This is a genomic window from Microbispora sp. GKU 823 (genome assembly GCF_002027145.1).
Lineage (GTDB): Bacteria > Actinomycetota > Actinomycetes > Streptosporangiales > Streptosporangiaceae > Microbispora > Microbispora siamensis.
Window position 1 is genome coordinate 16,352 of sequence record NZ_MWJN01000070.1, and the last position, 13,260, is coordinate 29,611.

Annotated in this window: 15 protein-coding genes; 6 read left to right on the forward strand and 9 right to left on the reverse strand. The window is 73.1% G+C overall.

Translation table 11 applies throughout. From position 1 onward, the window contains the following. Positions 1-36 precede the first annotated feature (36 nt). The 4 genes from B1L11_RS29825 to B1L11_RS29840 all read left to right on the forward strand — a co-directional run bounded on the left by B1L11_RS29825 (position 37) and on the right by B1L11_RS29840 (position 3,056). Positions 37-669 (forward strand): nicotinamide mononucleotide transporter family protein, encoded by a 633-nt coding sequence (locus B1L11_RS29825; protein ID WP_079318465.1) that lies wholly within the window; start codon positions 37-39, stop codon positions 667-669. Continuing rightward, positions 666-1,925, forward strand: coding sequence for a bifunctional 3,4-dihydroxy-2-butanone-4-phosphate synthase/GTP cyclohydrolase II (locus B1L11_RS29830; RefSeq protein WP_079318467.1), 1,260 nt, complete (start codon positions 666-668; stop codon positions 1,923-1,925). Before B1L11_RS29825 ends, B1L11_RS29830 begins: the two co-directional genes overlap by 4 nt. A 67-nt stretch (positions 1,926-1,992) precedes the next feature. Then, entirely contained in the window at positions 1,993-2,463 is a 471-nt protein-coding gene (ribH, locus tag B1L11_RS29835; RefSeq protein WP_079318469.1) for a 6,7-dimethyl-8-ribityllumazine synthase, read from the forward strand. 143 nt (positions 2,464-2,606) lie between these two features. After that, the gene (locus B1L11_RS29840; RefSeq protein WP_079318471.1) at positions 2,607-3,056 is read left to right on the forward strand and encodes a PH domain-containing protein; all 450 of its coding nucleotides are present in this window, start codon (positions 2,607-2,609) and stop codon (positions 3,054-3,056) included. Positions 3,057-3,081: 25 nt separating this feature from the next. On the opposite strand, the gene B1L11_RS29845 is transcribed toward B1L11_RS29840, so the two are convergent. From B1L11_RS29845 to B1L11_RS29865, 5 genes are all read right to left on the reverse strand, one after another. Continuing rightward, positions 3,082-4,263, reverse strand: a complete 1,182-nt coding sequence (locus B1L11_RS29845; RefSeq protein ID WP_079318473.1) for an LLM class flavin-dependent oxidoreductase — start codon at positions 4,261-4,263, stop codon at positions 3,082-3,084. After that, on the reverse strand, positions 4,260-5,252 hold the full coding sequence (locus B1L11_RS29850; protein WP_079318475.1) for an ABC transporter substrate-binding protein: 993 nt from the start codon (positions 5,250-5,252) through the stop codon (positions 4,260-4,262). The genes B1L11_RS29845 and B1L11_RS29850 overlap by 4 nt, the downstream gene beginning before the upstream one ends. Continuing rightward, positions 5,249-6,040, reverse strand: a complete 792-nt coding sequence (locus tag B1L11_RS29855) for an ABC transporter ATP-binding protein (RefSeq protein ID WP_079318477.1) — start codon at positions 6,038-6,040, stop codon at positions 5,249-5,251. Before B1L11_RS29855 ends, B1L11_RS29850 begins: the two co-directional genes overlap by 4 nt. Further along, positions 6,013-6,729: an ABC transporter permease gene (locus B1L11_RS29860; RefSeq protein WP_256863013.1), complete on the reverse strand. Its 717-nt coding sequence runs from the start codon at positions 6,727-6,729 to the stop codon at positions 6,013-6,015. The genes B1L11_RS29855 and B1L11_RS29860 overlap by 28 nt, the downstream gene beginning before the upstream one ends. A gap of 185 nt (positions 6,730-6,914) precedes the next feature. After that, positions 6,915-7,895, reverse strand: a complete 981-nt coding sequence (locus B1L11_RS29865) for a YafY family protein (protein ID WP_079318481.1) — start codon at positions 7,893-7,895, stop codon at positions 6,915-6,917. An 88-nt stretch (positions 7,896-7,983) separates the two neighbouring features. Between B1L11_RS29865 and B1L11_RS29870 the strand changes: the two genes are divergently transcribed. After that, positions 7,984-9,120 (forward strand): epoxide hydrolase family protein, encoded by a 1,137-nt coding sequence (locus B1L11_RS29870; protein WP_079318483.1) that lies wholly within the window; start codon positions 7,984-7,986, stop codon positions 9,118-9,120. Positions 9,121-9,374: 254 nt separating this feature from the next. Here the strand turns inward: B1L11_RS29870 and B1L11_RS48780 are convergent, their stop codons facing one another. Together B1L11_RS48780 and B1L11_RS45760 are read right to left on the reverse strand one after the other, a co-directional pair. Further along, positions 9,375-9,746: a hypothetical protein gene (locus B1L11_RS48780; protein ID WP_218671404.1), complete on the reverse strand. Its 372-nt coding sequence runs from the start codon at positions 9,744-9,746 to the stop codon at positions 9,375-9,377. A gap of 419 nt (positions 9,747-10,165) precedes the next feature. Further along, the gene (locus B1L11_RS45760; protein ID WP_143737644.1) at positions 10,166-10,447 is read right to left on the reverse strand and encodes a hypothetical protein; all 282 of its coding nucleotides are present in this window, start codon (positions 10,445-10,447) and stop codon (positions 10,166-10,168) included. A gap of 385 nt (positions 10,448-10,832) precedes the next feature. Here B1L11_RS45760 and B1L11_RS29880 point away from each other — a divergent pair, with 385 nt between their 5' ends. Continuing rightward, positions 10,833-11,099 carry a DUF4031 domain-containing protein gene (locus B1L11_RS29880; RefSeq protein ID WP_079318485.1) on the forward strand — a complete coding sequence of 89 codons (267 nt, stop codon included), beginning with the start codon at positions 10,833-10,835 and terminating at the stop codon, positions 11,097-11,099. A 102-nt stretch (positions 11,100-11,201) separates the two neighbouring features. On the opposite strand, the gene B1L11_RS29885 is transcribed toward B1L11_RS29880, so the two are convergent. Both B1L11_RS29885 and B1L11_RS29890 read right to left on the reverse strand, forming a co-directional pair. Next, on the reverse strand, positions 11,202-11,816 hold the full coding sequence (locus B1L11_RS29885; RefSeq protein ID WP_079318487.1) for a metal-dependent phosphohydrolase: 615 nt from the start codon (positions 11,814-11,816) through the stop codon (positions 11,202-11,204). Positions 11,817-11,851: 35 nt separating this feature from the next. Beyond that, positions 11,852-13,222 carry an MFS transporter gene (locus B1L11_RS29890; protein WP_079318489.1) on the reverse strand — a complete coding sequence of 457 codons (1,371 nt, stop codon included), beginning with the start codon at positions 13,220-13,222 and terminating at the stop codon, positions 11,852-11,854. Positions 13,223-13,260: the final 38 nt, after the last annotated feature.

Here is a 13,260-nt window from a genome sequence, read left to right on the forward strand (position 1 = left end):
CACGACCGAACTCCGAGCCGAAGGCGAGGAGGCGGCATGAGCTGGACGGAGGCCGGGTTCGACGTCTTCGGGCAGCACGTGCTGTGGACCGACCTGGTGGGCAACGTGTGCGCGCTCGGCACGGTCTGGCTCGCGATCAGGAGAACGATCTGGACCTGGCCGGTGCAGCTCGTCGGTTCCGTGCTGCTGTTCGTGGCGTCGGTCAGCGCGCACATCACCGGCAACGCGCTCAAGCAGGCGCTGTTCGGAATCCTGGCGGTCTACGGCTGGGTGAAGTGGTCGCGCGGCACGCGCGGCGGCGCGGAGCTGCCGATCCGCTCGGCGCGCGCCGGGGAGCGCACGGCGCTCGTGGGCGTCATGGTCGCCGGGACGGTCGCGGTCGCGCTGCTGTTCACCTTCCTCAACTCCCGTGGCTGGAACATCTCCTGGGCGCCGTGGCCGGACGCCTACATCTTCGTCGGCAGCGCGGTGGCGACCTGGGCGCAGGGCAAGGCGCTGGTCGACTTCTGGATCATCTGGGTCGCCGTGGACCTCGTCGGGGTGCCGCTGGCGTTCAGCTCCGGGCTGGTGGTCTCCGGCCTCGTCTACGGATTGTTCTTCGTGATGGTGATGATCGGGTTCCGCGGCTGGCTGCGGCAGTCGCGCGAGTTGCGGGCGGTGATCGCATGAGTGAGATCAGGCTGGACCCGATCGAGCGGGCCGTCAACGACATCAGGGACGGCAGGCCCGTCGTGGTGGTGGACAACGAGAACCGCGAGAACGAGGGTGACCTCATCTTCGCGGCGTCGAAGGCCACGCCCGAGCTGGTCGCCTTCATGATCCGCTACACCAGCGGCGTCATCTGCGTCGGCATGGAGGGCGCCACGCTCGACCGGCTGGGCCTGCCGCTGATGGTGCAGGACAACCGCGAGCGCCTGCGCACCGCCTACACGATCAGCGTGGACGCCAGGGACGGGGTGACGACGGGCATCTCCGCCGCCGACCGGGCCAAGACGATCAGGACGCTGTGCGACTCGGCCACCGAGCCGTACGAGCTGGTCCGGCCGGGGCACATCTTCCCGCTGCGCTATCGGGAGGGCGGCGTGCTGGCGCGGCCGGGGCACACCGAGGCGTCCGTGGACCTCGCCAGGCTCGCCGGGCTGACCCCGGCCGGGGCGCTCGCCGAGATCGTCAACGACGACGGCACGATGGCCCGCCTGCCCCGCCTGCGGGAGTTCGCCGACGAGCACGACCTGGCGCTGGTGTCGATCGAGCAGCTCATCGAGCACCGCCGCAGGTCCGAGCGGATGGTCACCCGGGTCGCCGAGACGCGCATCCCCAACCGGTACGGCGTCTGGCGCGCGTACGGCTACGCCAGCGCGCTCGACGGCGGCGAGCACCTCGCGCTGGTGTACGGCGACATCGAGGACGGCGAGAACGTGCTCGTCCGGGCGCACTCGGAATGCCTCACCGGCGACGTGCTCGGCTCGCTGCGCTGCGACTGCGGCGTGCAGCTCGACACCGCCATGCGCATGATCGCCGAGAACGGGCGCGGCGTGATCGTGTACCTGCGCGGCCACGAGGGGCGGGGGATCGGCCTGCTGGCCAAGCTGCGGGCCTACAGCCTGCAGGACAACGGCAGCGACACCGTCGACGCCAACCTGGAGCTGGGGCTGCCGGTGGACGCCAGGGAGTTCTCCAACGCCGGGCAGATGCTCGCCGACCTCGGCGTGAAGTCGGTGCGGCTGCTGACCAACAACCCGGCCAAGGTGCGCGGCATGGACGGGTACGGCATCAAGGTCCTGGGCCGTGAGGCCATGCCGGTGGCGATGAACCCGTACAACGAGAGGTATCTGACCGCCAAGCGCGACCGGCTCGGCCACGAGATCTCGGGCGGCGTCCCCCGCGACATCCACGGCGAACACTTCGGCAAGGAGGCTTCATGAGCGAGCGAATCAGTGAACACGGCGTGGTCCGCTCATGCGGCTCCGAGCCGTCAGGCGAGGAGGGCGTATGAGCGGAGAGGGACGGCCGGACGCGGCGGCGGTGGACGCGGGCGGGCTGACCGTCGGCATCGTCGCCGCCCGGTGGCACGAGAAGATCACCGACCAGTTGTTCGCGCGGGCGGAGCGGGCGGCGCGGGACAGCGGCGCGGCCGTGGTCACGGCCCGGGTGGCCGGGTCGCTGGAGATCCCGGTGGTCGCGCAGGCCCTGGCCCGGCGCTGCGACGCCGTCGTCGCGCTCGGCGTGGTGATCCGGGGGGATACGGCCCACTTCGACTACGTCTGCGACTCGGTGACCGCGGGCCTGACCAGGGTCTCGCTCGACGAGTCGACCCCGGTGGGCAACGGGGTGCTGACCTGTGACACCCTTGATCAAGCGGTCGAGCGGTCCGGCGTGCCGGGCAGCAAGGAGGACAAGGGGTACGAGGCGACGATCGCCGCCCTGGAGACCGCGCTCCTCCTTCGCGGCCTCGCCGGCTGACCTCGCCCGAACCTCGTAGCCGCAGTCCTCGCATTCGCAGCGCCGAGCCGGGAAGACTTGATTGGTGATCACGCAGTATCCGCCCGCGGCCCCGCAGGCCGGGCACGCCGTACGCCGCCGCGCCGCGGCTCGTGGGGGGCGTCATGCCTGAGAGCGCGCCGCCGCTGCCCGTCACCTGGCGGCCCCGGGTCACGACGATCATCGCGTACGGCATGGGGGCGGTGATGGTGATCGGCTCGATCCTGCTGGCCGTCGGCCTGCCGGAGCAGTTCAAGCTCCCCGACCGGCTGGGCATGGTCGCCTTCGGCGTGGCGGTGGCGTGCGTGCTGCACCTGCTCGGCCGCCTGCGGGTGCGGGCGGACGAGAAGGGGATCACGGTGGTGAACCCGCTGCGGGTGCACCATTTCGAATGGGCCGAGGTGCTGGACGTCACCATGGTGGAGGGCGACCCCTGGCCAAAGCTGGACCTCGCCAACGGGGTCAGCCTGGGCGCGATGGGCATCCAGAGCACCGAGCGGGAACGTTCGCGCCGGGCGGTGGCCCAGCTCACCGCCCTCATCCGCGAACGCGGCGAGGCCCCCGACCGCCTGTGACGGCGGCGGGGGCCCCGGCGGGCCGTCAGGCGCTCAGCCGTACGGGCGCGGCCGCGCCGAGCAGGCCGCGCCGGCGCAGTTCGGGCAGCACGCCCTCGCCGAACCAGAAGGCCTCCTCCAGGTGCGGGTAGCCCGACAGGACGAACTCCTCCACGCCGAGCGCGGCGTACTCCTCGACGAGGTCGGCGACCTCCGCGTGGCTGCCGACGAGCGCGGTGCCGGCGCCGCCGCGCACCAGGCCGATCCCCGCCCACAGGCCGGGGTGGATCTCCAGGTCCCTGACCCTGCCGCCGCGGGAACCCCTGCGGGAACCCCCGCGGGATCCGCCGCGGGAGCCCCCGTGGAAGCCTTCGTGGAGCGCGAGCATCCGCTGCTGCCCGACCGACTCGCTGCGGGACAGGACGGCCCGTGCCGACGCGATGTCCTCGGGGGAGATCCGGTCGAGCAGCCGCCCGGCCTCCGCCCACGCCTCCTTGGAGGTGTCCCTCGTGATCACGTGCAGCCGTACGCCGAAGCGCAGCGTGCGGCCCTCTGCGGCGGCCAGTTCGCGTATCCAGTCGAGCTTGGCCGCGACCTGGGACGGCGGCTCGCCCCAGGTGAGGTAGACGTCCACGTGCCGGGCCGCCACCGGGCCCGCGGCGGCCGAGGAGCCGCCGAAGTACAGTTCGGGCACGGGGTCGGGCCGCTCGGCGACCGTCGCCCCCTCGACGTCGTAGTAGTCGCCGGTGAAGTCGAACGGGCCGTCCCAGGCGCCGCGCACGATGGACAGGAACTCGGCGGTCCGCGCGTACCGCTCGTCCTTGCCCAGGTGGTCGCCGAAGCGCCGCTGCTCGGCCGCCTCCCCGCCGGTCACCACGTTCAGCAGCAGCCGGCCGCCGGAGATCCGCTGGTAGGTGGCGGCCATCTGCGCCGCGAGCGTGGGGGACAGCGCCCCGGGCCGGAACGCGACCAGGAACTTCAGCCGGGTCGTCACCTGGGTCAGCGCGGCGGTGACCAGCCAGGCGTCCTCGCAGTAGGTGCCCGTGGGGGTGAGCACGGCCTCGAACCCGGCCTGCTCGGCCGCGCGGGCCACCTGGGCGAGGTAGTCGATCGTGGGCGGCCGGAACGCGGTGGCCTGCGACTGCCCGTGCACGCGGCGCAGACCGTGCCCGCCGCCGGTGATCGCCCTGCCGTCGCCCGAGGTGGGCAGGAACCAGTGGAACTTCATTGCTGCGCCTTCCTGACGACGTCGTTGAAGCGGTCGTCCACGAACTGCGAGAACGTGACGGTGCCCGGCACGAGGCCCTCGGCGGAGAACGCGTCGGCGATCTCCTGCTCGGAGGAGACGACCGAGCCGTCGATCACGACCGGGGTCGCCACGGCGTTGGCCACGGCCGCGTCCGCGACCTCGACCGGCAGGCCGGTCTCCCGCGCCCACACCTTCGCCCACTCGTCCAGGTGGGCCGCGGCCCAGACCCGCGCCTTGGCCAGCCGGGTGAGGAAGTCGCCGATCGCGGCCCGCTTGCCCGCGTCGTCGAGCGCGGCGGGAGCGGCGACCTGGAAGCCGAGGCCGTTGACGATGCCCGCGCCGTCGGCCAGCAGCCGCGCCTTGTGCTGGATCTCGGCCTGCGAGCTGAAGGGGTCCCAGATGGCCCAGGCGTCGACGGTGCCGGACGAGAACGCCGCCAGGGCGTCGGCGGGCTGGAGATACTGCGGCTGGATGTCCTTGAAGGACAGGCCCTCCTTCTTCAGGACCGCCAGCAGGTGGTAGTGGGCCGAGCTGCCCTTCGCCACCGCGATCTTCTTGCCCTTGAGCTGGGCCGGCGAGGTGATCGCGGACCCGTCGGGGACGAGGATCGCCGACCCCTTGGCGCTCTGCCGGTACGCGGCCACGATCTTGATCTTGGAGCCGGAGGCGGCGGCGAAGACGGGCGGGGTGTTGCCCACGCCGCCGATGTCGACCGCGCCCGCGTTGACCGCCTCCAGCAGCGGCGGCCCGGAGGTGAACTGCGACCACGTGATCGCGTAGGAGGTGCCGTCGAGCAGCCCGGCGGCCTTGAGCAGCGCCTGCGATCCCGCCTTCTGGTCGCCGACCCGCAGGGTGACGCGGCCCGCGGCCTGTCCGTCCTTCCCGCCGGACGCGCCCTGTCCCGTGGAGGCGCATGCCGTGGCGGACGCCAGAGTGATCAGCAGCGCGGCGAGCAGTCTCCTGGTCATGCGGGTCCTTCCGGGGTGACGCCCAGGGCGGACAGCAGGGCCGCACGCAGGGTGAGCAGGTCGGGGTGGTCGCGGTGCCGGGGACGCGGCGCGGCGACGGTCCACTCGTGCGCGACGCGCCCGCCGTCGAGCACCAGGATCCGGTCGGCCAGCAGCAGCGCCTCGTCCACGTCGTGGGTCACCAGCAGCACGGCCGGGCCGTGCGCCGCCCACAGGTCGAGCACCAGGCGGTGCACGGTGATCCGGGTCAGCGCGTCGAGCGCGCTGAACGGCTCGTCGAGCAGCAGCAGCCCCGGCTCGCGGACGAGCGCGCGGGCCAGGCTCGCCCGCTGCGCCTCGCCGCCGGACAGCGTCAGCGGCCACGCCCCCGCCCGGTCGGCCAGGCCGACCTCGGCAAGCGCCGCCTCCGCCCTGCTGACCGGGTCAGGCGCGGTCAGGCCGAGCGTGAGGTTGTCGCGCACCCGCTTCCACGGCACCAGCCGGGGCTCCTGGAAGGCCACGGCCACCGAGCCGTCCACCTCCAGGCCGCCCTCGACCTCCTCGTCCAGGCCCGCGAGCGCGCGCAGCAGCGTGGACTTGCCCGAGCCGCTGCGGCCGAGGAGCGCGACGAACTCGCCGCGCCCGATCGTCAGGTCGAGGCCGTCGAGCACGGTGCGGTCTCCGAAGCGCCGGGTGAGCCCGCGTACGGTGGCCTGTGCTGTGGCCGCCGGCCGTACGGCGTCCGGGGCCTGCGCGCTCGCCGGGACATCCACCGTGCCACTCACCGGGACAGGAACTCGCGCCGCCATGTCAGCGCCCTCCTTTCCAGGAGCCGGACCAGGGCGTCGGTGAGCAGGCCGAGTGCGCTGTAGACGAGCAGGCCGACCACGATCACGTCGGTGCGCAGGAACTCGCGCGCGTCGTTGATCATGTAGCCGAGGCCGGCGTCGGCGTTGACCTGCTCGGCCACGATCAGCGCCAGCCAGGCCACGCCGAGGCTCTGCCGCAGCCCGACGAGCGTCTGGGGGAGCGCGCCGGGCAGCACGATGTGCCGTACGAGCGCGGCGCGGCCGAGCCTGAGCGTCCGGGCGACCTCGGCGAGCTTGCCGTCCACGCCCCGGATGCCCGCGAACGTGTTGAGGTAGAGCGGGAAGGAGACGGCGAGCGCCACCAGCAGCACCTTGGGCGTCTCCCCGATCCCGAACCAGAGGATGAACAGCGGGATCAGCCCGAAGAACGGCAGCGCCCGGAGCATCTGCATGATCGGGTCGACGGCGTTCTCACCGGTCCGGCTCAGCCCGGCGACCAGCGCGAGGCCGACGCCGGCGACCGCTCCGGCGGCGAAGCCGAGGAGCACCCGTTCGAGGGACACCGCGATCGCCGTGGGCAGCGTCCCCGAGCGCACCAGGTCGAGCGCGGTCGCGGCGATCTGCGACGGGGCGGCGAGCAGCCGGGCCGGCAGCAGCCCGGACGCGCTGGCGACCTGCCACAGCAGCACGACGACGAGGGGGCTGACCCACCTGGTGCCACCCCCTCCGTCGGGCCGCGGGCCGTGGCGGAGCGGGGGCGCGGCCGGGGACCTGCCCGGACCGCGCCCCCCAACTCGCCCTGTAGTTCGACGACGGACATGGACACACCTCGAAGTTGACGACGGGGATTCGTCACCAGAGTTGCCCACATTTCCTACCAAGTCAATAGGTTATCCGCCGTCTGGGCGGCGCGAGCGGCGCGGGCGCCCAGCGCACGCAGGTACGCCCGCAGCTCCGGCGGCTCGTGCACCTCGAACTCGCAGCCCAGCATGAGCAGGCGCGACGCGAGCCACTCCAGAGTGTCGGCCGGTCCGCGCAGGCGGCAGCTGTGGTCGTCGATCGGTTCGACGGTCCCCGCGGCGGCGCCGAGCCGGCCTGCCACCTGGCCGGCCGGAAGGCGTACGGTCGCCACCACCTCGTAGACGGGCGCGGACGAGTGCAGCTTGGCGGCGACGAACGCGGCCGGGTCCTGTTCCGGCGGCACGCGGGCCGGGACCCGTACACCGGTCGGGTGCGGGTCGCCGATCCGGTCGGCACGGAAGACCCGCCAGTCGTCGCGGTCGATGTCGTATGCCAGCAGATACCACCGGCGTCCGGCGGTGACCAGGCGGTACGGCTCGGTCAGGCGCCTGGTCTCGGCGCCGTCGCCGGACCGGTAGGCGAAGCGCAGGCGTTCGCGGTTGGCGGCGGCCCCGGCGAGCACCACCAGGGTCCGCGGGTCCACGGGCGGCCCGGCTCCGGCGAGCATCGGCACGGTCGCGGCGGCGAGCACGCCCACCCGGTGCCGCAGCCGGGACGGCAGCACCTGCTCCAGCTTGGCCAGGGCGCGCACGGACGCCTCGTCGATGCCGTCCACCGGGTGCGCGGCGGCCGTCCGCAGGCCGACGGCGATGGCCACCGCCTCCTCGTCGTCGAGCAGCAGCGGCGGCATGGCCGCGCCCGCGGCGAGCCGGTAACCGCCCACCGCGCCCATCGTCGCCTGGACCGGATATCCCAGCTCGCGCAGGCGGTCGATGTCGCGGCGGATGGTCCGGGGACTGACCCCAAGACGCTCGGCCAGCTCGCTCCCCGGCCACTCGCGGGGCGTCTGCAGCAGCGACAGCAGAGCGAGCAATCGTGCGGACATGTCACTCATGGACCAAGCATGCCCGGCCATCTAGGACAGGTCATGACCTACATGGCCCCTAGCGTCGTTCCCGTCATCGCGACGCAACGGGAGAGACATGAGCAACACCGAGATCCGCCCATTCCGTATCGAGATCGCTTCAGCCGACCTGGCCGACCTGAACGACCGGCTGGACCGCGCCCGGTGGCCCCGTGAGCTGCCCGGCGGCGGATGGAGCCGCGGCGTTCCCGGCGCCTTCCTCCGGGAGCTCGCCCGCTACTGGCGCGAGGAGTACGACTGGCGCGGGCACGAGGCGCGGCTGAACGAGCTCCCGCAGTTCATGACCGAGATCGACGGCCAGGACATCCACTTCCTGCACGTACGCTCGGCCGAGCCCGGCGCTCTGCCGCTCGTCCTCACGCACGGCTGGCCGAACTCGTTCCTGGAGTTCACCGAGCTCGTCGGCCGCCTCACCGACCCCCGTACGCACGGCGGCGACCCCGCCCGGGCGTTCCACGTCGTGGTGCCCTCCCTGCCGGGCTTCGGCTTCTCCGCGCCGCCGCGCGGCAGCGGCTGGACCGCGGCGCGCGTGGCGCGGCTCTGGGCGGAGCTGATGCGTCGCCTCGGCTACGAGCGGTACGGCGCGCAGGGCGGGGACTTCGGGGCCTACGTCGCCCCGGAGGTGGCCAAGGCCGCGCCCGGCAACGTGGCCGGCGTCTACATCGTCAGCGGTCTCGGCTTCCCCACCGAGAAGGATCTCCCGGAGATGACCGAGGACGAGCGGGCGGCCTATGCCCGGCTGATGGAACAGGACTGGATGAACGGCGTCGACCACCACGCGCTGTTGCGCGCGGCGCCGCAGACCTTCACGTACGGGTGGCACGACTCCCCGCTCGCGGCACTTGCCTGGATGACCCAGAAGTTCCACGAGTTCAACGCCTCGGGCAGACCGCTGGAGCAGGTGATCGACCGGGACCTGTTCCTGACGAACGTGAGCCTGTACTGGTTCACTGGGACGTTCGGGACGTCGGCGTGGCCGTACTACGAGAGCACCGGCTTCGGCTGGCCGGAGGGCCAGACGGTCGCGCCGACCGGCGTGTACAGCGGCCCGCCCGGCATCCGCCGGCTCGCCGAACGCCACAACACGATCCTCCACTGGCCCGAGGACAACCCGGGTGGCCACCACTTCATCGCGATGGACCAGCCGGATCGCCTCGCCGCCGACATCCGCGCGTTCTTCGCCAAGGTGGGCTGACCGGCACGGCCCGGCCGCGTCCTCCGGCCGAGGTCAGCTCGTGCCCGGGATGGTGACGTTCTGCTCCTTGAACTTGTAGCCGGTCTTCGCGGCGTCGCGCTGCAGGCCGTCTATCGAGCTCTTGCCGGCGTCGATGTCGGCCGGCGTGGCGGTGCCGCGGTGCAGCTTGTCGGTCAGCGCGCTGAACTGGGAGTTGACGCCCTCGACGGCCCTGCACAGGCTCGGATTGGCCGTGGCGAAGCTCTTGGCGACCTTCAGCTGGTGCAGGGCGAAGGCGCCGGCGATCGCGCCTTCGCGATCGTGCGCTTGCGCTTCTCCGCTCCGGCCCGGAAACCCCCGCTGCGCAGCGGTTTGTAGATGTATCGGTGGAAGGCGCCGAGCGCGAGACCCGCGTGCAGCGCGAACCGGGTCTTGGCGAACTTCTTGGCGTTGCCGCCGGTCGGGCACGGCGAGTTGTACTCGCTCTCGGTCGCGGTCGGCGTGACGAGCGCCGCCGGGCCGGCCGCGACGGCGCCTCCGGACGCCGGGGCGGTGGTCGTGCCGCCGCCGCAGCCGACGAGCAGCGCCATCGTCAGCACGGCCGCCGCCGCGAGCGCGGTAAGGGATCGAACAGTTCGTGCAGCCATCGTTGTCCCCCTATGGACCCTGTGGGTCGTCTGGACCCTGTGGTTCCGCGGCGCACCGGCCCGCGCACCGTCTGGCGTCCCGAATCCGGGCCGTCGCGGGTGTTGTCGGCGCCCTTCGCCGCGAACGCTCACGGCTGTCGCGGGCCGTCCCGGCCTCCAACGCGAGGGCGCGTTCTGGACGACGGTTGCCGCCCAGATGGCGACTATGCGGGCTTTTGCCGGGTCGGGGCGCTTTCCATGCCGTGGCCGGACGGACATTTTGGGGCCGCCGCACGGTTCGTATGGCGAAAGCGCGGAAGGCGCGGGCGAATTCGCCGGGGAAATCCGGCCGGGCGCGGCCCGGCGCCTCGTGCGGACGTAGATCCCGAGCCAGCGGAAACCAGAGGTGGCACCATTCCGGATCTGATCCGGCACGTCATTCATCGATCCATGCCAATCGCCGGATCGCGATTCGCCTCGGATTTTCCCCGGATCATCTCGCGCGGCGGGCGGTGGGGTGGACGCCTCCCGGAGGCGATTCGGACAATGAGGTAGGAACACCCCGATTCGCCGCATGGCGGCTTGATCGGAAGGGGAAAGGGCATGCGAGGTGGGCGTTTCAGCATGATCATCGGCTCGGCGGTGCTCGGCACGATCGCGCTCTGGCCGGCCGCGACGTCTCCGGCGTCGGCATCGGGGGGCCAGGGCGGCACGGCCGTCACGCACGCGGCTCCCGGAATTCACGCGAAGCCGAAGCCGTCGCCCAAGTGCACCTATCGATGCACAAACCACCGTAAGTTCAAATGCTGTCCCAAGTGTCAGCGGGTTCCGGGGAAATGCTAGAGGATGATTCCCGCTGAGGCGGTCCTCGGGGGATCGTCGAGGCGTTCTCCGGTCATCTGATATTCGCGCAGAATCCGCTCACCGCCGTGCCGGCGTCGGCTGCCGTATCGCCGGGGGACGGGCGGCGACGAGGTGGCGGCCGGCGCCCCGGGGCTATGCTCGCCCGGGACGACACCGGGGGACGGCTCCCGGACCCCGCAGTGGACCGGTCGGGTAGTCCTCGCTTTCCGCTGCGGGTTACCCGACGGCCCAGGGGAGGGGCGCATGGCGGTGCTGATCGACCGGCCGAACTGGCCGGGACCCCGGGGCCTGCTGTGGTCCCACCTGGTGAGCGACTCCTCGCTGGAGGAACTGCACGACTTCGCCCGGCTGCTCGGCGTGCCCGAACGGGCCTTCGACCGGGACCACTACGACGTGCCGGAGACGGTCTACGACCGGGCCGTGTTCCTCGGGGCCGAGCCCGTCGGCAGCCAGGAGCTGGTGCGCCGCCTGCGCGAGTCGGGCCTGCGCCGGCCCAGGACCCGCGCCTGATCTACATCGTAAAGGCGCGCGGCCGGCGTGTGCCGGTTCACCAGCCGGCCGGGCAGCGACCCGCCGCGGCTCGCCGTGTGCTCGGACCGCTCAGAGGGTGGTTCAGAGTGCGGTCAGTTCGGCGGTGACGTTCTCACGCGCCCGCAGCTCCCACAGATCCCGGCCCACGGGAGTGCCGAACAGGCGGGGCTTGCCGAGCAACTCCCGCAGCACCGCGGCCCGTCCGGTCCTGAACGCCTCGTCCGGCACGTGCCGGTACTCCTCGCGTACGGCCCTCGTGTACGTCTCGTACGTGCCGGGCGGCGCCGCGAGGATCGAGAGATCGGCGTCGCACAGGACCGCCGCGTTCATGTCGCCGGGCTCGTAGGCGTGCCCCGCCGTGAGCCGAACGAGCCGGGCCACTTCGAGCACCCGCTCCCCGGGCAGGCCGCAGGCGGGCAGCCGGGCCTGGGCGAGCTGGGCGCTGCGCTCCTCGTCCCAGCCCGGCCGCCCCTCGTAGACGGCGTCGTGGAACCACGCGGCCAGCCGTACGGCGTCGGCGTCCCGGGCCTGGGCGGCGAGCGGCTCGATCGCGGCCAGGACCGCCCGCAGATGGGCCGTGGTGTGGTAGCGCCGGTGCGGCTCCGCCCAGCGGGCGGCCAGTTCGGCGGCGAGCGCCCGCCCGGCCGGCGAGCCGGTGAGGCAGCCGGGCCGGGGCAGGCTCCGATCGTCGGTCATGCGCCGAACCCTAAGGGGCGCTGCGCGAGGTCTCTTCAGGCCGTGCGGGCCGCGCGCTCCTGGGCGAGGCCCAGGACCGCCGAGAGGAGCGCCAGGACGACGACCGCGCAGCCGTACACGCCGGCCGTGGCCCGCAGGCCGAGCGACGGCACCGCGATCCCCGCCGCGACCGCGGGCACGCTGAAGGCGAGGTAGCTGACGACGTAGACGGAGGCGAACATCCCGGCCCGCTCGGCGGGGCCGGCCAGCGCCGCGAGCGAGCGGAACGCGCCGAGGAAGGCGCTGCCGAACCCGCAGCCCGCCACGGCCGTCCCGGCGAAGAACATCGGCGTGGACGCGGCGGCGAGCGCGGCCAGGGTCAGGCCGGCGCCGGCGGCGAGCACCAGCGACCCGCCCACCATGACCCGCCTCGCCGCCAGGTCGCGCACGACCAGCGACGCCATCGCTCCGGCGGCGGTGAGCGCGGTGACGACGAGCCCGCCGACCAGGCGGTCGGGAACGTGCAGCACGCCCGCGGTCAGCGAGCCGCCCAGCGACAGGTAGAGCCCGCCCAGGGCCCACGTGGCGACCAGGCAGGGAACGGCCGCCGCGAACGCGCCGCGGACGGGTCGTGGCACGGCCACCCGTGGGCGCAGCGAGACAAGCGCGTCCCGCCCCCGGCCGGGACGGAGCGCGACCGGCTCGGGCAGCAGCGCCATCGCGGCCGCCAGCAGGACGAAGACGGCCGTGAGCAGGACGAAGACCGAGGTCGTCGGGGTGGCCGTGTAACGCACGAACAGGCCGGCGCCGAGCGCTCCCGCGGCCAGGCCGCCGGTCGGCGCGACGCTGTTGACCAGCGCGCCCAGTTGGCGGACGCGGCGCGACGCGGGCTGCAGGTCCACCAGGCCGGCGCTGATCGCGCCCGTCGCCGCACCGGTGGCCAGGCCCTGCACCGCCCTGGCCAGCAGCAGCGAGCCGACGCCGTCCGCCGTCAGGAACGCGACCATGGCGCCCGCCTCGGCCAGCAGGGCCGCGATCAGCACGGGCCGCCGGCCGACGTGGTCGGACAGCCCGCCGACGGTGAGCAGCGCGATCAGCAGCGCGAGGGCGTAGACCGCGAACACGGCGGTCAGCGTCGCGGCCGAGAACCCCCAGCGCTGCTGGTAGAGCACGTACAGCGGGGAGGGGGTGCTCGCGGCGGCCATGAACGCCACCAGGGTCCCGGCGAGCAGCCAGAACCCGGCCCTGCGGGAGATCCGGCCGCGCGCCGCCGTCTCCGTCACCGTTCCGGCCGCCGCCGTCCCTGTCCCCGCCGTCGCTGTCGCCGCTCCGGCCGCGTCGTCCCGCGGTCCGGGTGTGCGGCCCGGCGCCCGCGGATCCGCCTCCAGGGTGTTCGCGGACGGAGCGCAGCCCCCCGAGTTCGTCATCTCGGCACTCCCATCGTTCAACGGTTCCAGAATTTTCG